Source organism: Xylanimonas oleitrophica (assembly GCF_003244315.1).
Lineage (GTDB): Bacteria > Actinomycetota > Actinomycetes > Actinomycetales > Cellulomonadaceae > Xylanimonas_A > Xylanimonas_A oleitrophica.
Window position 1 is genome coordinate 1 of the sequence record NZ_QKWH01000009.1, and the last position, 21,573, is coordinate 21,573.

The following is a 21,573-nucleotide window of genomic DNA, read 5'->3' on the forward strand; positions in this document are numbered from 1 at the left end:
CGAGAAGGCCGCCGCGAACAGCGCCGCCCAGCTCGCCGAGGCGCGGGTGCCGGGGGCGGCGCCTGCCCGGCGCGCTGGAGCGCCTCGCGCAGCGCGGCCTCCCGTGCCCGCGCCTCGGCGAGCTGGGCGGCGCTGTTCGCGGCGGCCTTCTCGTTCTCGCCGGCGGTGGCCCAGCCCCGCTCGGCAGCCTGCCAGGCCCGGTCGGCCTCGGAACGGACCGTCGCCGCCTGCCACCAGGCCCGCTGGGCGGAGCCGATCAGGTCGCCGTCGGCACCGCCTGCGGACGGGCCTGAGCCCCCGGCACCGGGAGCGCCTGACGCCGTCGACCCGGACGAGCGCGACGACGCAGACCCCGACGACCCGGAACCCCGGGCGGAGGCCTCCGCCCGCCCGGCCCGCTGCTGCGCCGCGCGCAGCTTCTCCTGGGCCTCCTTGTCCGCCGCCTTGCGCTGGGCCAGCCGCTGCTCCTCGGCCGCCTCGCGCTCGGCACGCGCCTTCTCCTGCCCGGACAGCAGCCCCTGCTCACGCTCGGACGCGGCCTTGGCGTCGATCCGGCGCTTCTCGGCCAGGGCCTCGGCGTCCGCGAGCTCGGCCTGCACCCGTGCCAGCTCTGCGCGCAGGTCGGCCTCCGAGGCGTGGGCTGCCGGCCCGTCGAGCCGTGGCGAGGCCCAGACGTAGGCGCTGACCGCGACGAGCGCCAGGACCAGGCTGGCGGCCGCCAGGCGGGCCCGCCACCCGGTCGTGCGCCACAGGTCGGTGAGCTTGTTCTGGTCAGACATACAGGAGCGCCTCCAGGCCGAGGATCACCGTGGCGATCGCGTACGGGACGAGCACGAGGGGGTTGCGGCGGCGCACCCGCTTGCGGGGCCGCCGTGCGGCCGGTGCCGGCTGCGGCCGCACGTCGACCGCCACCGCCGGGGCAGCCACCGCCGGGGCAGCCACGGCCTGGCCGGCCTGGCCGGCCACCTCCTCCCCACCCAGGGGGGCCGCGCCGCCGACCCCCGGCGGTGCGAGGGGTGCGAGGGGCGACGACGGCGCGAACATCGACGGTGCGACTCCGCCCGCAGGCGGCGGGGCGGCCGGTGCGCCCGGACGGTCCACGACGTCGACCGGCGCCTGGGTGCCCTCCAGCTCACGCAGCTCCTCGAAGAGCTGGTCGGTGCTGCGGTCGTACGCACCGGCGCGCGTGCCCCAGCCCGCCACGTGCGCCATCCGCAGGAACCCCAGCAGCCGCACCGGCATCAGGAACAGCGAGGAGACGACGATGAACAGCGGCAGCCGCCAGAAGTCGGACGGCTTCTCCTGCAGGTGCCGCAGCTGGCGCACGGCCATCGACAGGACGGAGGAGACGAGCATCAGCCCGATCACCAGCAGCCACCCGCTGTTGCCGACGGACTCCTGGAGGATGGCCTGGTAGAGGTTGACTCCCGTGCCGGACACGGCGCGGTAGACCCACCCGGCGATGGTGCCCACCAGCATGAACGGCAGCAGGATGTCGGTCACGAAGAAGATCGCCAGCACGGGGGCGTGCGCCACCATCCAGGGGAGCATCCGCAGGGTGTTGTACTGGCTGCCGCGCGCCCAGCGCAGCTGCTGCTTGAAGAGCTTCTTGATCTGGAGCGGGGCGTCGGTGTAGACGAGCGACGTGTACTGGTAGACGGTCCTGTACCCCTCCTTGAGGGTGAGGTTCGTCAGGGTCCGGTCGTCCGAGACCTCGAGGAACACCCCCAGGAACTTCTCGGTCATGAACTTCTCCATGACGCGCACCAGGATGTTGCGCCGGAACGCGATGGTGCGGCCGGGCAGGCAGCCCACCTGCCCGAGCACCGACTGGGCCGGCATCGAGTACAGCGCCCGGTTGTTCTCCAGCCAGTCGGCCCACCGGGTGATCCAGCTGCGCTCGGGGTCCAGGATGCGCTGGCGCGTGGTGACCCCGCCGACCGACTCGTCGGCGAACGGCCTGAGCAGCTCGGGCAGCGTGCCCGGCGTCCACACGGTGTCGGAGTCGACGAGGACGGTGATCTCGCCGGTCGACGCCTCGGTGCCCACCTTGACGGCGTTGCGCTTGCCCGGGATCGGCGTGTGCGTCCAGCGCACGTGCGGCGCGAACTCGTCGCAGACCCGCTCGAGCGTCTCGTTGCGGGCCCCGTTGATCACCACGATGACCTCGTGCGGGCGCTGGGCCACGATCCGGCCCAGCACGTCCCGGAACAGGTCCTCCGGCTCGTCGACCACGGGGATCACGACGCTCGCCGTGCCCGTGAACGTGCCGGTGTACGGCTTGTAGCGGCGCGACAGGACGACCTTGATGAGCCACAGGGCCCACACCGTCGCGCTGAACGCGGCGAACAGGTAGAACTCGGAGTGGGAGTCCAGCATGTGCCGGACCTGGAGGATGAAGATGAACATCGGGCCACCTCGCGGAGGGCGGCGTCGCGCACGGCAGGCGGGACGACGCTTCGTCGGGTCTCTCGATGAGCGGCCGGTGCGCCGGCCGCCGGACGTCGCACCGGGCGGTGCGAGCGGAGTCCTTCGGTGCCTGTCGTCCGCCGCGCGCTGCGGACGGTGGAGAGCACCCCGTCTTTCCCCTGTGGTTCGACGCTAAGCACGCCTGGGGCCCGGTGCAGCGCGGTGCGGGAGATTTCACACGCCGTTCATCACCCGGGTGCCTTCACCCGCTCGTGTCACAGAACGGTAACGTCCTGGCGGTCGCCCGGACACGCGACGAGGCCCGCGGAGAGCATCAGCTCTCCGCGGGCCTCGTCCGCACACCCGCCCCGGCAGGGGCGGTTCACCTCACTGGCGGCCGGTGTCCGTGCTGCCGACCTTGTGCACCAGGATCGAGTTGGTCGTGCCCGGCACGCCCACCGGGGCGCCGGAGACGATCACCACGCGGTCACCCGGCTCCGCCAGGCCGTTGGCCTGGAGGGTCGAGTCGACCTGCGACACCATCGCGTCGACGGAGTCGACCTTGGGCACCTCGTACGCCTGGGTGCCCCAGCTCAGCGCGAGCTGGGCACGCACGGCAGGCTCCGGCGTGAAGGCGAGCAGCGGGATCTGCGAGCGCAGGCGCGACATGCGGCGAGCCGAGTCGCCCGACTGCGTGAAGGTCACGTAGTACTTGGCGTCGAGCGTCTCGCCGATGGAGCGGGCGGCGGCCGTGATCACACCGCTGCGGGTGTGCGGCTGCGAGCCCAGCGGCGCGATGCGGTCGGCACCGAGCTTCTCCGTGGCCTCGATGATCTGCGCCATCGTCTGCACCGTGAGGATCGGGTAGTCGCCGACCGACGTCTCGCCCGAGAGCATGACGGCGTCCGCACCGTCGAGCACCGCGTTGGCGCAGTCCGACGCCTCGGCACGCGTGGGGCGCGGGCTGTTCGTCATCGACTCGAGCACCTGGGTGGCCACGATGACGGGCTTGGCGTTGCGGCGCGCGAGCTCCACGATCCGCTTCTGGATCAGCGGCACCTGCTCCAGCGGCATCTCGACCGCCAGGTCACCGCGGGCGACCATGAAGCCGTCGAACGCCGCGATGACCTCCTCGAGGTTCTCGATCGCCTGCGGCTTCTCGAGCTTGGCCACGACGGGGACGACGCGGCCCTCCTCCTCCATGATCGCGCGGACGTCGTCGTAGTCCTTGGCGTTGCGCACGAAGGAGAGCGCGATGAGGTCGGCGCCGAGCTTGAGGGCCCAGCGCAGGTCCTCGACGTCCTTCTCCGACATGGCCGGCACCGACACGGCGGCACCGGGCAGGTTGATGCCCTTGTTGTTCGACACCGGGCCGGGGATCTCGACGGTGGTGACCACGCGGGGGCCCTCGACGGCAGTGACGCGCACGCGCACCTTGCCGTCGTCGATCAGGAGGGGGTCGCCCACCTTCGCGTCGTCGGCCAGACCCTTGTGCGTGGTCGACACCAGCTCCTTGGTGCCCACGACGTCCTCGGTCGTGATGGTGAAGGTGTCACCCTCGTTGAGCCAGTGCTTCTCGTCGCCCTCGAACTTGCCCAGACGGATCTTCGGGCCCTGGAGGTCCACCAGGACGGCCACGTTGCGGCCCGCCGCCTTGGCGGCCTCTCGCACGCCCTTGTAGACGGCCTCGTGCTCCTCGAAGGAACCGTGGCTGCGGTTGATACGGGCCACGTCCATACCGGCGTCGACGAGCTTGCGGAGGTTCTCCGGGCTCGACGTCGCGGGGCCGATGGTGCAAACGATCTTCGCTCTGCGCATGTCTCCAGCCTTGTCATCGGGTGCCCCGGCGGTGCCGGGGCCTGCAGGCGCGGCGACCGCGCCCAGGTTCGTGCCGCGTCACGCCCGTGGGCGAACGCACCACGAACCATCCAAGACGCTCTATCGGACATCTTCCTCGTCAGCGTCGCCAAACAGCCAATCGACGCGCTGTGGTCATCCTCTCAGTGCCACCGTCCGGGGGCCTACCGGAGCGGGCAGCTCGGTGCTGCCCTGCAGGTAGGCGTCGACGGCGGCAGCGCACGCGCGGCCCTCGGCGATCGCCCAGACGATCAACGACTGCCCGCGACCGGCGTCGCCGGCCACGAACACGCCGGGGATCGAGGACGCGTAGTCGTCGCCCCGGCGCACCAGGCCCTTGCCCGTGATCTCGATGCCCGTCTGGGCCGCCAGCGCGTCGGTCTCGGGCCCGGTGAAGCCCATCGCGACCAGCACCAGGTCCGCCCTGATCTCGTGCTCCGTGCCCGGCTTGGGCACGCGCCGGCCGTCCGGGAGGTACTCGGTCTCCGCCACGCGCAGCGCACGGACCCGCCCCTCGCCGTCGTCCACCAGCTCCACCGTGGAGGCCAGGTAGCGGCGCTCGCCGCCCTCCTCGTGCGAGGTCGAGACCTCGAACAGGATGGGGTCGGTCGGCCACGGCTGGGACGCGGGACGCTCGAGCGGCGGCTGCTTGCCGATCGCCAGCGTCGTCACGCTCGCCGCGCCCTGGCGCAGGGCCGTCCCGAGGCAGTCGGAGCCCGTGTCGCCCCCGCCGATGATCACCACGTGCTTGCCGGCAGCCGTCGGCGCACCGTCCACCGGGCGGCCCGCCGCTGCCTTGTTCGCCGGGGTCAGGAACTCCATCGCAGGGTGCACCCCGGCCAGCTCCCGGCCCGGCACCGCCAGCTCGCGCGGCAGCGTGGCACCGGTGGCCACCACCACCGCGTCGAAGCGGCGGCGCAGGGCGTCCCAGCTGATGTCCTTGCCGATCTCCACCCCGGGCCGGAACCGCGTGCCCTCCGCCTCCATCTGGGCCAGACGGCGGTCGATGTGGTGCTTCTCCATCTTGAAGTCGGGGATGCCGTAGCGCAGCAGGCCGCCGATGGCGTCGTCGCGCTCGTAGACGACGACGGTGTGCCCCGCCCGCGTGAGCTGCTGGGCGGCCGCGAGGCCAGCCGGCCCCGAGCCCACGACGGCGATCGTCGTGCCCGTCAGCCGCTGCGGCACCTGCGGCACCACCAGACCGCGCTCGAACGCCTCGTCGATGATCGAGACCTCGACGTTCTTGATGGTCACCGGCGGCTGGTTGATCCCGAGCACGCACGAGCTCTCGCACGGCGCCGGGCACACGCGCCCCGTGAACTCCGGGAAGTTGTTCGTCGCGTGCAGCCGCTCCGAGGCGTCGGCCCACTGACCGCGCCACACCAGGTCGTTCCACTCCGGGATCAGGTTGCCCAGCGGGCACCCCTGGTGGCAGAACGGGATGCCACAGTCCATGCAGCGCCCCGCCTGCTCCTTGAGGAACGGCTGGCCCTCCTCGCGGTGGGCGTGCACGTCCTTCCAGTCGCGCAGGCGCACCTCGACCGGACGGTTCGGCGGCAGCTCACGCTCCCGGACCTTCAGGAATCCGCGGGGATCAGCCACGGGCCACCTCCATGATCTGCTCCCAGACGGTCTCGTCCCACTCGCCGTCCGAGCCACCGGCCGTCACCGGCCGGCCCTCGGCCTCGGCCTGCGCGAGCGCGGCACGCACGCGGGCCCAGCCGCGCGGCAGCACCCGCGAGAACCGCTCGCGCGCCCCCGGGTCGTCCAGCAGGCCCTGGGCCACGTTCGAGCCGGTCTCCTCCACGTGCCGGCGCAGCAGCCCCTCGACGACCTCCCAGTCGGCGTCGTCCAGCGGGTCCACGCCCAGCTCGCCGGAGGCCACGGCCTCCTTGTTCATCGCAGCCGTGCGCAGGTCCAGCACGTAGGCGGTACCGCCCGACATGCCGGCGCCCAGGTTGCGGCCCGTGGGGCCGAGGACCAGCACGGTCCCGCCCGTCATGTACTCGCAGGCGTGGTCACCCACGCCCTCGACGACGAGCGTCGCGCCCGAGTTGCGCACCGCGAACCGCTCGCCCACGCGGCCGCGCAGGAAGATCTCCCCCGCCGTCGCGCCGTAACCGATCACGTTGCCGGCGATGACGTTCGCCGCGCCCTCGAGCACCGCGGCCTTGTCCGGCCGGACGACGATGCGCCCGCCCGACAGGCCCTTGCCGACGTAGTCGTTCGCGTCGCCCAGCAGGCGCAGCGTGACGCCCCGCGGCACGAACGCGCCGAACGACTGGCCCGCGGAACCCGTGAGGGTCACATCGATGGTGCCGTCCGGCAGCCCCGCCCCGCGGTACCGGCGCGTGACCTCGTGGCCCAGCATCGTGCCCACGGTCCGGTTGACGTTGCGCACCGGCAGCTCGATGCGCACCGGACGCGCGTCCTCCAGCGCCTCCCGCGCCAGCTCGACGAGCTGGTTGTCGAGCGCCTTGGCGAGCCCGTGGTCCTGCGTCCTGACCTGGCGCAGCGCCGAGCCCGGTGCCGGGACCGGCTGCTCGAGCACCGGGGACAGGTCGAGGCCCTGCGCCTTCCAGTGGTCCACGGCCTTGCGGGTGTCGAGCACCTGCACCTGGCCGACGGCCTCCTCGAGCGAGCGGAAGCCGAGCGACGCGAGGTGCTCGCGCACCTCCTGCGCCACGAACTCGAAGAAGTTCACGACGAACTCCGGCTTGCCCGTGAACCGCTTGCGCAGCTCCGGGTTCTGCGTGGCCACACCCACCGGGCAGGTGTCCAGGTGGCACACCCGCATCATGACGCAGCCCGAGACGACCATGGGGGCCGTCGCGAAGCCGAACTCCTCGGCACCCAGGAGCGCCGCCACGACCACGTCGCGGCCCGTCTTCATCTGCCCGTCGACCTGGACCACGATGCGGTCGCGCAGGTCGTTGAGCACGAGGGTCTGCTGGGTCTCGGCGAGACCGATCTCCCACGGGGTGCCCGCGTGCTTGAGGCTCGTCAGCGGGGAGGCCCCCGTGCCGCCGTCGTGCCCCGAGATCAGGACGACGTCGGCGTGCGCCTTGGAGACGCCGGCAGCGACCGTGCCGACGCCGAACTCCGACACGAGCTTGACGTGGATCCGCGCGCTCGGGTTGGCGTTCTTCAGGTCGTGGATCAGCTGCGCCAGGTCCTCGATCGAGTAGATGTCGTGGTGCGGCGGCGGCGAGATGAGCCCGACGCCCGGCGTCGAGTGCCGCACCTCCGCGACCCACGGGTACACCTTGGCCGGCGGCAGCTGGCCGCCCTCGCCCGGCTTGGCACCCTGGGCGAGCTTGATCTGGATGTCGTCGGCCTGGGTCAGGTACTCGCTCGTCACCCCGAACCGGCCGGACGCGACCTGCTTGACGCGCGAGCGGCGCTCCGGGTCGTAGAGGCGCTCCGGGTGCTCGCCGCCCTCACCGGTGTTCGAGCGGCCGCCCAGCCGGTTCATCGCGATCGCGAGCGTCTCGTGCGCCTCGGCCGAGATGGAGCCGTAGGACATCGCCCCGGTGTTGAACCGCTTGACGATCTCGCTGACCGGCTCGACCTCCTCGACCGGGATCGGCTCCCGCTCCGAATTGAAGCGCAGCAGCCCGCGCAGCGTCATGAGGCGGCGCGACTGCTCGTCGACCCGCCGCGTGTACTGGCGGAAGATGTCCATCCGTCCGCTGCGCGTGGCGTGCTGGAGGCGGAACACCGTCTCCGGGTCGAAGAGGTGCTCCTCGCCGTCCCTGCGCCACTGGTACTCGCCGCCCGTGGTCAGGCGCTGGTGCGGCTTGTGGTTCCCCGAGCGCGGGTACGCCTCGGCGTGCCGCGCCGCCACCTCGGCGGCCACGACGTCCAGGCCCACACCGCCGAGGCGGCTCGTGGTCCCCGTGAAGTAGTCGTCCACGAGCTCGTGGGACAGGCCGACGGCCTCGAAGATCTGAGCCCCGCGATAGGACATGATCGTCGAGATGCCCATCTTGCTCATGACCTTGAGCACGCCCTTGCCGAGCGCCTTGATGAGGTTCGCGACCGCCTTCTCCGGCTCGACGCCCAGGTAGCCGCGCAGCGCCATGTCCTCGACCGTCTCCATGGCGAGGTACGGGTTGACCGCCGCCGCGCCATAGCCGATCAAGAGGGCCACGTGGTGCACCTCGCGCACGTCGCCGGCCTCGACGACGAGCGAGATCTTGGTGCGAGTGCGCTCTCGCAGCAGGTGGTGGTGCACCGCCGAGGTGAGCAGCAACGACGGGATCGGCGCCAGCTCGGCGTTCGAGTCGCGGTCCGAGAGCACGATGTGCGTGGCCCCGCCGGCGATCTGCTCGTCGATCTCGGCGAAGATCTCCTCGAGCCGGCGCTGCAGCGCTGCGCCGCCGCCGTTCACCTCGTACAGCCCGCGCACGGTCACGGCCCGGAAGACGCCCTCGAGCCGCTCGTCACGGTCGACGCGCTGGATCTTGGCGAGCTGGTCGTTGTCCAGCACGGGGAACGGCAGCACGAGCTTGCGCGCGTGCTCGGGAGTGTCCGACAGCAGGTTCGGCTCCGGGCCGATCGCGCCGCCGAGGGAGGTCACCAGCTCCTCGCGGATGGCGTCCAGCGGCGGGTTGGTCACCTGGGCGAACATCTGCGTGAAGTAGTCGAACAGCAGCCGCGGCCGGCTCGAGAGCACAGCGACCGGGGTGTCCGACCCCATGGCGCCCAGGGGCTCGGCGGCCGTGTTCGCCATCGGGCCGAGGATGATCTTCAGCTCCTCGTCCGTGTAGCCGAACGTGCGCTGACGGCGCTGGACCGAGGCGGGGCTGTGCGCCACGTGCTCGCGCTCGGGCAGGGACTCCAGGCTGATCGAGTTCTCCTCGATCCACTGCTGGTAAGGGCGCTGGGCCGCGAGCTGCGCCTTGATCTCGTCGTCCTCCACGATGCGCCCGGCACCCGTGTCGACGAGGAACATCCGGCCCGGCTCCAGGCGGCCCTTGCGCACCACCGTCGCCGGGTCGAGGTCGAGGACGCCCGACTCGGAGGCGAGCACCACGAGCCCGTCCTCGGTGACCCAGTAGCGCCCCGGGCGCAGCCCGTTGCGGTCGAGGACCGCCCCGATGAGCGTGCCGTCGGTGAAGGTCAGGCACGCCGGCCCGTCCCACGGCTCGATGAGGTTCGCGTGGTACTCGTAGAAGGCCCGCCGGGCAGGGTCCATCTCCGCGTGGTTCTCCCACGCCTCCGGGACCATCATGAGCACCGCGTGCGGCAGGGACCGACCGCCCAGGTGCAGCAGCTCGAGCACCTCGTCGAAGCTGGCGGAGTCGCTGGCGCCGGCCGTGCAGACCGGCATGAGCGGCGCGAGCTCGCCCAGGGCCTCCGACTCCAGGGTGCCCTCTCGGGCAGCCATCCAGTTGCGGTTGCCACGGACCGTGTTGATCTCACCGTTGTGGGCGATCAGCCGGAACGGCTGTGCGAGCGGCCACGACGGGAACGTGTTGGTCGAGAAGCGCGAGTGGACCAGCGCGATCTCGGACGCGTACCGCGGGTCCGAGAGGTCCGGGAAGAAGGGCTCGAGCTGGGCGGTCGTCAGCATGCCCTTGTAGGTGATGGTGCGGGCCGACAACGACGCCAGGTAGAGGTCGAGCTCGTTCTGGGCGCGCTTGCGCAGCCGGTAGGCGCGGCGGTCGAGCTCGAGGCCCGACAGCTCGCGGGAGGGGTCCGCGACCACGACCTGCCGGAAGAGCGGCATGGACGCGCGCGCCGTCGGGCCCACCAGGTCGGCGGTGACGGGCACGTCGCGCCAGGCCAGCACGTCGAGCTTCTCCTCGGCCGCGATCGCGTCGAAGCGACGCGCGACGGCGTCGGCCTCCTGCGGGTCGGCGGGCAGGAACGCCATGCCGATGGCGTAGCGGCCCGCGGGCGGGAGCTCGGCCGCGACGACGTCGCGCACGAAGGCGTCCGGGATCTGGGTGAGGATCCCGGCACCGTCGCCGGAGCTCTCCTCGGCACCCACCGCGCCGCGGTGGTCGAGGTTGAGCAGGGCTGTGAGGCCCGCGTCGACGATGTCGCGGCCGGGGGTGCCGCGCAGCGTCGCCACGAAGGCGACACCGCACGCGTCGTGCTCGGCGGCAGGGTCGTACAGGCCCACCGCGGGCGCGCCGGCCCGGATCTGCGGCGTGGTCATCAACACCGTCCTTCGCCCGCGCCCGTCACCGGGCGCGGCTTGTCATGCTGGTCGGGACGTCGTCGGCCCGTCGGTCTCGGCACCGGCCGCCGGGTGGTTCCCGGAGACCGTCGCCTCAGGCGCGTGCTGCTGGTCCCGGGTAGGGGCCCGCAGCCTCTCCTGCGCTCGTCTCGTCGCGGCTCGCGCCGCCGTCCTCGTCCATGCCGTCCGGGTCCTCGACCGGCTCGTCGTCCTGTGCCGCCGGCTCACGCCTCGCATCGGGCTCGCGCCCGGGGCGCAGCCTGCCGACCACGACGAATGCTACGAGCGCACCGAGCCCCACCACGAGCGACGTCCACACGTTGAGCCGCAGGCCCAGCACGTGCTCCGCCGTGTCGATCCGGAGCAGCTCGATCCAGACGCGCCCCAAGGTGTACAGGACGACGTACGCCCAGAATACGCGACCATGACCGAGTCGGTACCGTCTGTCGATCCAGACCAGAACCGCGGCGGCCGCGAGGTTCCACAACAGCTCGTACAGGAACGTCGGGTGAAAGAGCGTCCCTTCCGCGTACCGGGCGCCCGTCGCCGGGTCGATCGGCAGGTACGGGGCGTCGATCCGCAGCCCCCACGGCGCGTCCGTAGGGGCGCCGAACAGCTCCTGGTTGAACCAGTTGCCGAGCCGGCCCACCGCCTGGGCGACGAGCAGCCCGGGCGCGAGCGCGTCGGCGAACACCGGGAGCCGGATCCCCTGCCTGCGGGCACCGATCCAGGCGCCCAGCGCGCCGAGGGCGACGGCACCCCAGATGCCCAGGCCGCCCTCCCAGATGTACAGCGCCCGGACGGGCTCCCCGTCCGGGCCCCAGTACGGGCCCGGGGTGCTGATCACGTGGTAGAGCCGGCCGCCCACGATGCCGAACGGCACCGCCCAGAACGCGATCTCCACCACGTCGTCGAACGTGCCGCCCGCCGTGCGGCGCACGAAGCGGCGCCCCGCGATCCAGACGGCCACGACGATGCCCGCCAGGATCGCGAGCGCGTAGGCGCGCAGCGGGAACGCCCCGAGGTACCACGTGTGCTCGGGCGGGCTCGGGATGACGGTCGGCAGCATCAGCTCTCCTCGTGGGCGCGGGCCACGCCGGCCGCCAGGTCGGCGGTCACGGTCTGCAGGGTGTCCAGACGGGCGACCCACGGCACGGCGTCGTCGAGCAGCGTCCGCACCAGGGCCGAACCCACGATGACACCGTCGGCGAAGGCCCCCACCTGGGCAGCCTGCTCGCCGTCGGACACGCCGAGGCCGACGCACACGTGCTCCGCGCCGGCCTCACGGGTGTCGGCGACCAGACGCTCGGCCGCGGCGCCCACCTGGGACCTGGCACCGGTGACCCCCATCGTGGACGCCGCGTAGACGAAGCCCCGCGAGGCGTTCGCCGTCAGGCGCAGGCGCTCGGTCGTGGAGCTGGGCGCCACGAGGAACACCCGGTCGAGCCCGTGCTCGTCCGAGGCCGCGACCCATGCAGCCGCCTCGTCCGGGATGAGGTCGGGCGTGATGAGCCCCGCGCCCCCGGCCGCGGCCAGGTCGCGCGCGAACATGCCGACGCCGTGGCGCAGCACGGGGTTCCAGTAGCTCATCACCAGCACGGGCACGTGCGGAGCGTGCGAGCGCAGCGCCTCCACCACACGGAAGACGTCGGCCACGCGGGCCCCCGCGGCCAGGGCGCGCTCGGCGGCCTGCTGGATCACGGGGCCGTCCATGACGGGGTCGGTGTAGGGCACGCCCAGCTCGACCACGTCGACGCCCGCGTCGACCATCGCGGTGACCGCCTCCACGGACGCCTCGACCGACGGGAAGCCCACCGGCAGGTATCCGACGAGGGCAGGCCGCCCCTCGTCCCGGAGCTGTGACAGCCGCGCTGCCGTGGACGACGTCGCGATCACCGGTCCCCCTCCGCGGTCTCGCCTGCCGTGTCGTCGGCCGGCGCGTCGAGCAGGTCGAACCAGCGGGCCGCCGTGGCCACGTCCTTGTCCCCGCGGCCCGAGAGGTTCACGACGATGACCTTCTGCGTCTCGCCCGCCTCGCGCAGCTCGCGCCCCACCTGGATCGCCCCGGCCAGGGCGTGCGCCGACTCGATCGCCGGGATGATGCCCTCCGTGCGGCACAGCAGACGGAATGCCTCCATCGCCTCGTCGTCCGTCACGGGCCGGTACGTGGCACGGCCCAGGTCGTGCAGCCACGAGTGCGCCGGCCCCACGCTCGGGTAGTCGAGGCCCGCCGACACGGAGTGGCTCGGCAGCGTCTGCCCGTCCTCGTCCTGCAGCAGGTACGAGCGCGCGCCGTGCAGCACGCCCGGGGCGCCCCCGCTGAACCGGGCGGCGTGCCGGCCGGAGTCCACGCCCTCGCCGCCGGCCTCGAAGCCGTACAGCGCGACGTCCGGGTCGTCGAGGAACGCGTTGAAGATGCCGAGCGCGTTCGAGCCGCCGCCCACGCAGGCCGCGACCACGTCGGGCAGCCGGCCCACCCGCTCGAGCACCTGCTCGCGGGCCTCCTCGCCGATGACCCGGTGGAACTCGCGCACCATCTCGGGGAACGGGTGGGGCCCGGTGACCGTGCCGAGGAGGTAGTGCGTGGTCTCGACGTTCGCCACCCAGTCGCGCAGCGCCTCGTTGATCGCGTCCTTGAGCGTGCGCGAACCGATCTGGACGGGCACGACCGTGGCGCCCAGCAGCCGCATGCGGGCCACGTTGAGCGCCTGGCGCCGCGTGTCCTCCTCGCCCATGTACACGACGCACTCGAGGTCCAGCAGGGCTGCGGCCGTGGCCGTGGCGACCCCGTGCTGCCCCGCACCGGTCTCCGCGATGACGCGCGTCTTGCCCATGCGCTTGACCAGCAGGGCCTGGCCCAGCACGTTGTTGATCTTGTGCGAGCCCGTGTGGTTGAGGTCCTCGCGCTTGAGGAACACCCGCTGGCCGCCCGCGTGCTGCGCGAACCGCGGCACCTCCGTCAGCGGCGAGGGACGGCCCGTGTACTCGCGCTGCAACCGCGCCAGCTCCTGCCGGAACTGCGGGTCCTCCAGCGCCTTGCGGTACTCCGTCTCGAGCTCGTCGAGCGCTGCGACCAGCGCCTCGGGGACGAACCGCCCGCCGAACTGCCCGAAGTACGGGCCCTGCTGGTCGGCCAGGCGGGTACCGGCGGCGTCGTCGAGACGGCCGAGCACCTGGTGGGCCAAGGTGGACGACAGCGCCTCGCTCACGGGCGCGTCAGGGTTCTGAGAGTTCACGGCAGCTTCCTGCGACGGTCGGTCAGGAGTGGGCGGCAGGACGCACCGACCACAGCGCGGGGTGCTGGCCCGCGGCGACCAGGTCGGCCACCGAGCGGCGCGGCGCGGCGTCCGTGACGAGCGCCTCGCCCACGAGCACCGCGTGGGCACCGGCCCGCGCGTAGTCCATGACGTCGTGGGGCCCGCGCACGCCCGACTCGGCGACCCGCACCACGTCGTCCGGGATGAGCGGGGCGAGCCGCGCGAACACCGTGCGGTCCACCTCGAGCGTCTTCAGGTCGCGGGCGTTGACGCCCACCACCCGGGCTCCGGCGTCCAGGGCTCGGTGGACCTCGTCGGCGGTGTGCGCCTCGACGAGCGCCGTCATGCCGAGCGAGTGCACGCGCTCCACGAGCGACGTCAGCACGGTCTGCTCGAGCGCCGCCACGATCAGGAGCACCACGTCGGCGCCGTGGGCTCGAGCCTCCCACACCTGGTAGGGCGTGACGACGAAGTCCTTGCGCAGCACGGGCACGTCCACCGCGGCCCGCACCGAGTCCAGGTCGGCGAGGCTGCCGCCGAACCGGCGCTCCTCGGTCAGCACGGAGATGACGCTCGCACCGCCCGAGGCGTACTCGGCGGCCAGCGCCGCCGGGTCCGTGATCGGGGCGAGCGCGCCCTTGCTGGGGCTGGAGCGCTTCACCTCCGCGATCACCGCCACGGCGTCCTGGGCACGCAGCCTGCTGACGACCTCGAGCGCGCCCGGGGCACGCGAGGCGCGCTCCTTGAGCTCGTCGAGCGACGTGGCCTCCTGGCGCGCGGCGAGGTCCTGGCGGACCCCCGCGACGATGTCCTGCAGGACCGTCATGCTCGACCCTCCCCGTCGTCCCTGCGTGCGGACCCGTGGAGGCCCGCCGTCCCGACCCATCGTAGGGCCGCCCCGGCGTGACGATGACCACGCCCCGACCCGTGAGACGCCGACGACGCCCGCCCCCAGCCCGGGGACGGACGCCGTCGGCGACGTGCGGCTGCGCTCAGCTGCGCGACTTCTTCGGCGTCTTGCCGGTACCGGGCGTCGGCTGGCCGTAGCCCATGTTGCGCAGCACCAGGCCCACGACCAGGGCCAGCGCGATCACGCCGAAGCCTGCGACGAAGAGCCACAGCGACGCGAGGGCCACCGCGACGGCCGCGACGACCGCGCCCAGCGTCACCCCCGCCATCGCGACCCACGAGGCCACGGTCTTGCCCTCGTTGTGGAACGGCGCGGCCTCGGGCAGGTAGGCGATCTCGGCGTTGGGGTTCTCGGCCATGGTGGTGGTGTGCCTCTCGTGGTTCAGGCGGATGACGGCAGGTCCAGCCTATCGGTCGTCGGCGCCCGGTCCGCTCCCGGTCGGGTCCGTGCCGCGTGTCAGGGCGTCCCAGGCGTCGTGAGAGTCGACCGGCGAGTCGTCGTCGAGGTCCGCCACCGGCCCCGCCGGGGCACCGGTCGCCACGCCGGCGGCCGGGGCGCCCGCGGGAGCGCCCGCCCGCTCGTGACGCCCGGAGGCCGCCGGCCACGCGCGCGAGGCGACGGCGACCAGCACAGCGAGCACGATCGCGAGCACGCCGAGCGCCGCGCACAGCCACGGCCACGCCGTCACCGTGACCGGCGCGGTGAGCTCGGTCACCCCGGCGGCGTCGGCCGCCCCGGTCGTGGCGACGTCGGAGGGCCCGGCCACCACGGTGTACGCCGAGCCCGCGACCAGCGCCCCGGACGCCGCCACCACGGCGAGCACGACCCACCGTGCGACCCGCCCGCCGAGCGCGAGCGCCAGTCCGGCCGCGACGAGCACGAGGCCCGCGGCGTTCACCGCGGGCGCGGCCGACCCGCCCGACACCTCGACCGGCACGGCCGCCTCGAGGGCGGTGTCCACCTGCGATCGCACCCACACGGGTGCGGCCGTAGCGAGCACGAGGGCTCCCACCAGGATCACCGACCAGGTGGCGCGGGCTCGGGTCAGCCCCGCACGGGCCCCGCCGCTCATGCGCCCTCCCCCAGCCGGCGGAAGCGTGCGGCGAGCTGGACGGCCCGCACGGCCGCAGCAGCCTTGTCCCGGGACTCGGCGTACTCCAGCGCCGGGACGGAGTCTGCGACGATCCCCGCGCCCGCCTGGACCGACGCCCGCCCCTCGCGCACGAAGGCCGTGCGGATCGCGATCGCCATGTCCATGTTGCCGCCGAAGTCGAGGTACCCGACCGTACCCCCGTAGATGCCGCGCGAGGCCGGCTCCAGCTCGTCGATCAGCGCGATCGCGCGGGGCTTGGGCGCCCCCGACAGGGTGCCCGCGGGGAACGTGGCCCGCAGGGCGTCCAGCGCGGTGCGTCCCGGTCGCAGCCTCCCCACGACGGTCGAGCACAGGTGCATGATGTGGCTGAAGCGCCGCAGCACCATGAACTCGACGACCTCGACCGACGTCGGCTCGCAGACCTTCACCAGGTCGTTGCGCGACAGGTCCACCAGCATCAGGTGCTCGGCACGCTCCTTGGGGTCGGCGGCCAGCTCCTCGCCGAGCGCGACGTCCTGCTCCACGCTCGCCCCCCGCGGCCGCGAGCCGGCGATCGGGTAGGTCGTCACGTGGCCCGCGTCGACCTTCACCAGCGTCTCGGGGCTCGACCCCACCACCTGGAAGTCGCGGCCGCGCGGGTCGTTGAGGTGGAAGTAGTACATGTACGGGCTCGGGTTGATGGTCCGCAGCGCCCGGTAGATGTCCAGCGGGTCGGCAGGGCTGTCCAGGTCCAGGCGCTGCGAGAGCACCACCTGGAACACCTCCCCGTCCCGGATGGCCTCCTTGCCGGCGTCCACCGCCGCCTCGAACTCCTCCCGCGAGGAGCGGAACTCCAGCTCCGGCTCCGGCGCCTGCGGGTCCACCACCGTCGCCACGCGCGACGCCGGGCCCGCCAGGCGCTCCTGGAGCGCGTCGAGCCGTGCCACCGCGTCCGCGTGCGCCTCGTCGACCCGCTCGTCGGTGTCGTCCATGTTGATCGCGTTGGCCACGAGCCACACGGCACCCGAGTGGTGGTCGACGGCCACCAGGTCGGTGGCCAGGCACAGCGCCACCTCGGGGGCCCCGAGCTCGTCCGGCGCCGTCGCGGGGAGCGTGGGCTCCCAGTGGCGCACCACGTCCCACCCCAGGGCACCTGCCATTCCACCCGTGAACGGAGGCAGACCCTCGATCGGCGGCGTGCGCAGCGCCTCGAGCGTCGCCCCGAGCACGTCGACCACGTCACCCGACGTCGGGATGCCCGCGGGCACGTCCCCCGTCCACACGGCCTGGCCGGCCTGGGCCGTCAGCTGCGCGCGCGACGCCACGCCCACGAACGACCAGCGCGCCCACGCACCGCTCGCGTCGGCCGACTCCAGGACGAAGCTGCCCGAGCGGCCGTGCGCCAGCGTCCGGTACAGGCCCACCGGGGTGGCGTCGTCGACCAGCACGCGCCGCACCACCGGGACGACACGACGTTCCTTCGCCAGCTCGCGGAACGTCTCCAGCGCAGGCCACGTGGCGCCCCAGACCAGGTCCTCCGGGCGGGGCGAGAGCGACGTCACGAGCCCGCCTCCGCGCGCGACCCGACCACGGCGGGCAGCGGACCGCCGGCCTCGAAGCACGTGCGCGCCCCGGTGTGGCAGGCCGCGCCCACCTGGTCGACCTCGACGAGCAGCGCGTCGCCGTCGCAGTCGATCGAGACGGCCTTGACGTGCTGGTGGTGCCCCGACGTGTCGCCCTTGCGCCAGTACTCGCCGCGGGACCGGGACCAGAAGGTCACGCGGCCGCTGGTGAGCGTGCGGCGCAGCGCCTCGTCGTCCATCCAGCCGAGCATCAGCACCTCGCGGGTGTCGTGCTGCTGCACGATCGCGGCGACCAGGCCGTGCTCGTCGCGCTTGAGCCGGGCGGCGACCTGCGGGTCGAGGGTCAGGGAGTCAGACACCCTCCCATCCTTCCACGCGCCGAGCGTGTCCCGCGGCCCTGCCCGCCCCCGCACGGACGGACGGCACCGACCGCACGGCCTCCGCCCCACGGTCGTGACAGGTCCGAGGCCTCGCCGTCAGCGGGTCTGCGCCACCCAGCTCGCGTGCATCCTCGCGTACACGCCCCCGGCGCGCGCCAGCTCCTCGTGGCTGCCGAGCTCCACGACGTGCCCCGCGTCGACCACGACCACCAGGTCGCTCGCCTCGGCGGTGGACAGGCGGTGGGCGATCGTGATCGTGGTGCGCCCCGTGGTCAGCGAGTCGAGGGCGCGGGCGATCCGCACCTCCGTCGCCGGGTCCACGGCCGACGTCGCCTCGTCGAGCACCAGCAGGTCGGGCTCGGCGAGGTAGGCGCGGGCGATGGCGACGAGCTGCCGCTCCCCCGCGCTGAGCGCCTCGCCGCGCTGGCCCACCGGCGTGTCGAGGCCCTGCCCGAGGTCGTCGACCCAGTCGGTCAGCCCCAGGACCTCGAACGCCCCCGCGACCCGCTCACGCACGCGCGGGTCCTGCGCGCCCCCGAGGCTCTCGAGGTCGCGGAGCCCGTACGCCGCGTTCTGCAGCACCGTGCCGTCGAACAGGAAACCCTCCTGCGGGACCAGCACCACGCGCTCGCGCAGCGAGGCGAGCGAGACGGCTCGCAGGTCGGTGCCGTCGAGCAGCACCTCGCCCGCCGTCGGGTCCATCAGGCGCGCCACCAGCTTGGCCACCGTCGTCTTGCCCGAGCCGGTCTGGCCCACCACGGCCACCTTGGACTGCGCCGGGAGGTCGAGGTCGACGCCGTGCAGCACCTCCGGGCCGCCCGGGTACGCGAACCGCACCCCGCGCAGGGACACCTGCGCCGGGCCGCGCGGGGAGGTCACGGCGTCCTCGGCGTCCGCCACCTCGACGGGGGTCTCGACCACGGCCAGCACGCGGCGCCAGCCGGCCACCGCGTTCTGCAGCTCGTTGAGGATCTCGGTGGCCATCTGCACCGGGCCGGTGAACAGCTGCACGAGGAAGAGGAACGCCACCACCTGGCCGGCGGTGAGCGCACCGCCCACCCCCAGGTGCGCGCCCACCACGACGACCGCGGCCAGCGCCAGGTTGGAGATGAGCGTGCCGCTGGAGAACGTCGTGGCCACCAGCCGCATGGCGCGGCCCTGGGAGCCGCGGGCGTCCTCGATCGCGGCGTCGATGCGGCGCCCGGTGCGGGCACCGACCCCGTACGCGCGCACCGTCTCGGCGCCGACGACGGCCTCGGAGATCGCCGCGAGCATCGAGCCCACGCGCTCGCGCACCCGCGTGAACGCGGCGTTGACGTGACGCTGCCCGAAGCGCAGCACCAGGTAGAGGGGCACGAAGCACGCCCACACCACCAGCGTGAGCTGCCAGGAGTAGACGGCCATGAGCGCGGTGGCCACCAGGATCTGCAGCGACGAGACGAGCAGCATGATGCCGCCCCACTGCACGAACAGCGAGATCGTGTCGACGTCGGTGGTCACGCGGGAGACGAGGGCGCCGCGCCGCTCGGTGCTCTGCGTCAGGGTCGCCAGGTCGTGGACGTGACGGAACGCGCGCACGCGCAGCGTGGCCAGGCCGGCCTCGGTGCGCTGCACGAGCCGCACGTTGACCAGCGCCGAGCACAGGCCCGCGAGCACCAGCGCGCCGGCGGCCAGGCCCACCATGGTGGCTACGCGCCCGGCGTCGGGACCACCCTCGGCGAGGATCCCGTCGTCGACCGTGCCCTGCACGGCCAGGGGCACGACGACGCGGCCGGCCGCCGCGAGCACCGCCAGCGCCAGCGTCCAGCCGATGCCCTGCACGATCTGCGGGCTGATCTGCACCCCGCGGCGCAGGGTGGCCATCACGCCCAGCGAGCTGGCGGAGGCGATGCGTGCGGACTCGCTCATGACACGGCCTCCTCGTCGGCCTCGGCGTCCTGCTCGGCCGCCTCGCGGGCCGCCTCGTCGTCCAGGGCGTCGGCGGCGGCGCGCTCGCGCCGCCGCGTCTCGACCTCGTAGGCGGTGGCGATGTCGCGGTAGCCCGGGTCGCGGGCCAGCAGCTCCTCGTGCGTGCCGACGTCGACCACCCGACCGCCGGCCAGGTGCACCACGGTGTCGGCCAGCGCGACCGAGGACATGCGGTAGGCGACCATCACCACCGTGGTCGACGCCGAGTGCTCGAACCCGCGCAGGATCTCCTGCTCGACCCGGGGGTCCACGGCGGAGGTCGCGTCGTCGAGCACCAGCAGGCGCGGACGGCGCACCAGCGCGCGGGCGACGGCGAGGCGCTGGCGCTGGCCGCCGGACAGGTTGGCGCCGCGCTCACCCAGCGGGGCGTCGAGCCCCTCGGGCAGCGCCCGGACGACCTCGTCCAGGCGGGCGACACGCAGCGCCTCCCAGACCTCCTCGTCGCTGAACGTGGTGTCCCCCGGCTCGGCCAGGGTGACGTTGCCGCGCACCGTGTCCTCGAACACGAAGGTGGCCTGGGTGACGAGCGCGACCTGGGCGGGCAGCTCGCCCGCCGCCAGGGAGCGGGCGTCCACGCCGTCGAGCAGCACGCGGCCGCGCGACGGGTCCGAGAGCCGCGACAGCAGCGAGACGAGCGTCGTCTTGCCGGCGCCCGTGGTGCCCACGACCGCCACGGTCGAACCGGGCGCGACGTCGAGGGTGACGTCGTCCAGGAGCGTGACCTGCCGGCCCGCGTCCTGCGAGGTCGCCCCGGGCACGTCCAGGCCCACGCCCTCCAGACGCACCGCCAGGCCGCCCTCTCCCTGCGGCAGCCGCTGCGTCCCAGGCTCGAGCGCCGCCCGCTGGTCGACGACGCGGGCGATGCGCTCATAGCCGACCAGGCCGCGGGGCAGCTCCCCGAGCACCCAGCCGAACGCACGCACGGGCACGGCCATCACGGTCAGGAGGTAGCCCGCCGTCACCACGTCGCCGGGTCCCACGGCTCCGGTCGAGGCGCGCCAGGCACCCACGGCCAGCACCAGCAGGGTGCCGAGGTTGGGCAGCAGGTCGATCACCGGGTCGAAGAGCGCGCGGACGGTGCCCACCCGCACGTTCGCCGCGCGCAGGGCGTCAGTGCTGCGCGCGAACCGCTCCTCCTCGCGTCCCGCGGTGCCCAGCGACTTCACGAGCAGAGCGGCCTCGAAGCTCTCGTGGGCGACGTCGGCGACCTCGCCGCGCAGCTGCTGCGCCCGGGTCACCGCGGGCGTCATGTACCGCTGGAAGACGATGTTGGCGACGATGGTCAGCGGGATGACCACGAGGGCCGCCAGGGCGAGCCACGGGTCGGTGAGCAGCAGCATGACCGTGGCCACGGCGATCATCACCAGCACGCCGAGGGCGAAAGGCAGCGGGTTGAACACGCCCGTGGCAGCCTCGACGTCGGACGACGCGTGCGCCAGGAGCTGGCCCGCCGGGTGCGCGCGGTGCCACGACATGGGCAGGCGCAGGTACGCCGAGGCCAGGCGGCGCCGGTGCCGCGCACCGACGTTCACGTACCCCCAGCCCGCCCACACGCGCCGGCCCCACACGGAGAAGGCGAGCGTCGCGGCCACGGCCGCGAGCACCAGGCCCGCCTCGCCGATCCGGCCGCGGGCCGCCGTGTCGCCCGCCACCGCGGGGACGACGACGGTGTCCGTCGCCCAGCCCACCGCGCGGCTCACGGCGACCGTGGCCGCTCCGAAGAGAGCGGAGGCGAGCACCGCCAGCACGTAGGTGCGCGGAGAGGCGGCCATGCCGCGCCCCATGAGCTGCAGCGAGCGGCGCAGGCGCGACCCGGTGAGGGCTGTCGGGCGATCAGGGGGTTCCGGGGTGGCGCCGGGCGGCATGCGGAAGGGTCTCCTCGGGAAGTCGTGAATCGATTCGATCGTACCCGCGCGCAGCGGGTGCGCCCGGCGCGCGCCGGACGGC

At 73.5% G+C, this 21,573-nt stretch carries 14 protein-coding genes and 1 pseudogene; all 15 read right to left on the reverse strand.

The annotated features are described in order from the left end of the window. Positions 1–779: pseudogene (locus DNL40_RS11255) on the reverse strand (hypothetical protein); the annotation flags it as partial. After that, positions 772–2,409: a glycosyltransferase family 2 protein gene (locus DNL40_RS11260; protein WP_111251364.1), complete on the reverse strand. Its 1,638-nt coding sequence runs from the start codon at positions 2,407–2,409 to the stop codon at positions 772–774. The gene DNL40_RS11260 and the pseudogene DNL40_RS11255, both read right to left, overlap by 8 nt. A gap of 387 nt (positions 2,410–2,796) precedes the next feature. Further along, positions 2,797–4,227 carry a pyruvate kinase gene (gene pyk / locus DNL40_RS11265; RefSeq protein WP_111251365.1) on the reverse strand — a complete coding sequence of 477 codons (1,431 nt, stop codon included), beginning with the start codon at positions 4,225–4,227 and terminating at the stop codon, positions 2,797–2,799. 174 nt (positions 4,228–4,401) lie between these two features. Beyond that, entirely contained in the window at positions 4,402–5,868 is a 1,467-nt protein-coding gene (locus DNL40_RS11270) for a glutamate synthase subunit beta (RefSeq protein WP_111251366.1), read from the reverse strand. After that, the gene (gene gltB / locus DNL40_RS11275; protein WP_111251367.1) at positions 5,861–10,435 is read right to left on the reverse strand and encodes a glutamate synthase large subunit; all 4,575 of its coding nucleotides are present in this window, start codon (positions 10,433–10,435) and stop codon (positions 5,861–5,863) included. Before gltB ends, DNL40_RS11270 begins: the two co-directional genes overlap by 8 nt. A gap of 115 nt (positions 10,436–10,550) precedes the next feature. Beyond that, entirely contained in the window at positions 10,551–11,525 is a 975-nt protein-coding gene (gene lgt / locus DNL40_RS11280; RefSeq protein WP_111251368.1) for a prolipoprotein diacylglyceryl transferase, read from the reverse strand. Next, positions 11,525–12,352 (reverse strand): tryptophan synthase subunit alpha, encoded by an 828-nt coding sequence (gene trpA / locus DNL40_RS11285; protein WP_425450777.1) that lies wholly within the window; start codon positions 12,350–12,352, stop codon positions 11,525–11,527. Before trpA ends, lgt begins: the two co-directional genes overlap by 1 nt. Further along, a complete protein-coding gene (gene trpB / locus DNL40_RS11290) occupies positions 12,349–13,641 on the reverse strand; it encodes a tryptophan synthase subunit beta (RefSeq protein WP_111251452.1) in 1,293 nt (430 codons plus the stop codon). Before trpB ends, trpA begins: the two co-directional genes overlap by 4 nt. A gap of 73 nt (positions 13,642–13,714) precedes the next feature. Next, entirely contained in the window at positions 13,715–14,539 is an 825-nt protein-coding gene (gene trpC, locus DNL40_RS11295; RefSeq protein WP_111251369.1) for an indole-3-glycerol phosphate synthase TrpC, read from the reverse strand. Positions 14,540–14,705: 166 nt separating this feature from the next. After that, the gene (locus tag DNL40_RS11300) at positions 14,706–14,981 is read right to left on the reverse strand and encodes an HGxxPAAW family protein (protein ID WP_111251370.1); all 276 of its coding nucleotides are present in this window, start codon (positions 14,979–14,981) and stop codon (positions 14,706–14,708) included. Between the two features lie 48 nt (positions 14,982–15,029). Next, positions 15,030–15,695, reverse strand: coding sequence for a Trp biosynthesis-associated membrane protein (locus tag DNL40_RS11305; RefSeq protein WP_111251371.1), 666 nt, complete (start codon positions 15,693–15,695; stop codon positions 15,030–15,032). Further along, entirely contained in the window at positions 15,692–17,257 is a 1,566-nt protein-coding gene (locus tag DNL40_RS11310; RefSeq protein WP_111251372.1) for an anthranilate synthase component I, read from the reverse strand. The genes DNL40_RS11305 and DNL40_RS11310 overlap by 4 nt, the downstream gene beginning before the upstream one ends. Beyond that, a complete protein-coding gene (gene hisI, locus DNL40_RS11315) occupies positions 17,254–17,637 on the reverse strand; it encodes a phosphoribosyl-AMP cyclohydrolase (protein WP_218926049.1) in 384 nt (127 codons plus the stop codon). The genes DNL40_RS11310 and hisI overlap by 4 nt, the downstream gene beginning before the upstream one ends. 117 nt (positions 17,638–17,754) lie before the next feature. Continuing rightward, positions 17,755–19,566 (reverse strand): ABC transporter ATP-binding protein, encoded by a 1,812-nt coding sequence (locus DNL40_RS11320; protein WP_111251373.1) that lies wholly within the window; start codon positions 19,564–19,566, stop codon positions 17,755–17,757. After that, positions 19,563–21,491: an ABC transporter ATP-binding protein gene (locus DNL40_RS11325; RefSeq protein WP_111251374.1), complete on the reverse strand. Its 1,929-nt coding sequence runs from the start codon at positions 21,489–21,491 to the stop codon at positions 19,563–19,565. The genes DNL40_RS11320 and DNL40_RS11325 overlap by 4 nt, the downstream gene beginning before the upstream one ends. Positions 21,492–21,573: the final 82 nt, after the last annotated feature.

What these genes read in the sequence shown, in the direction of transcription:
- DNL40_RS11260 (WP_111251364.1), bottom strand. Translation starts at nt 2,409, where the DNA reads ATGTTCATCTTCATCCTCCAGGTCCGGCACATGCTGGACTCCCACTCC.
- pyk (WP_111251365.1), bottom strand. Translation starts at nt 4,227, where the DNA reads ATGCGCAGAGCGAAGATCGTTTGCACCATCGGCCCCGCGACGTCGAGC.
- gltB (WP_111251367.1), bottom strand. Translation starts at nt 10,435, where the DNA reads ATGACCACGCCGCAGATCCGGGCCGGCGCGCCCGCGGTGGGCCTGTAC.
- lgt (WP_111251368.1), bottom strand. Translation starts at nt 11,525, where the DNA reads ATGCTGCCGACCGTCATCCCGAGCCCGCCCGAGCACACGTGGTACCTC.
- trpC (WP_111251369.1), bottom strand. Translation starts at nt 14,539, where the DNA reads ATGACGGTCCTGCAGGACATCGTCGCGGGGGTCCGCCAGGACCTCGCC.
- DNL40_RS11300 (WP_111251370.1), bottom strand. Translation starts at nt 14,981, where the DNA reads ATGGCCGAGAACCCCAACGCCGAGATCGCCTACCTGCCCGAGGCCGCG.
- DNL40_RS11305 (WP_111251371.1), bottom strand. Translation starts at nt 15,695, where the DNA reads ATGAGCGGCGGGGCCCGTGCGGGGCTGACCCGAGCCCGCGCCACCTGG.
- DNL40_RS11320 (WP_111251373.1), bottom strand. Translation starts at nt 19,566, where the DNA reads ATGAGCGAGTCCGCACGCATCGCCTCCGCCAGCTCGCTGGGCGTGATG.
- DNL40_RS11325 (WP_111251374.1), bottom strand. Translation starts at nt 21,491, where the DNA reads ATGCCGCCCGGCGCCACCCCGGAACCCCCTGATCGCCCGACAGCCCTC.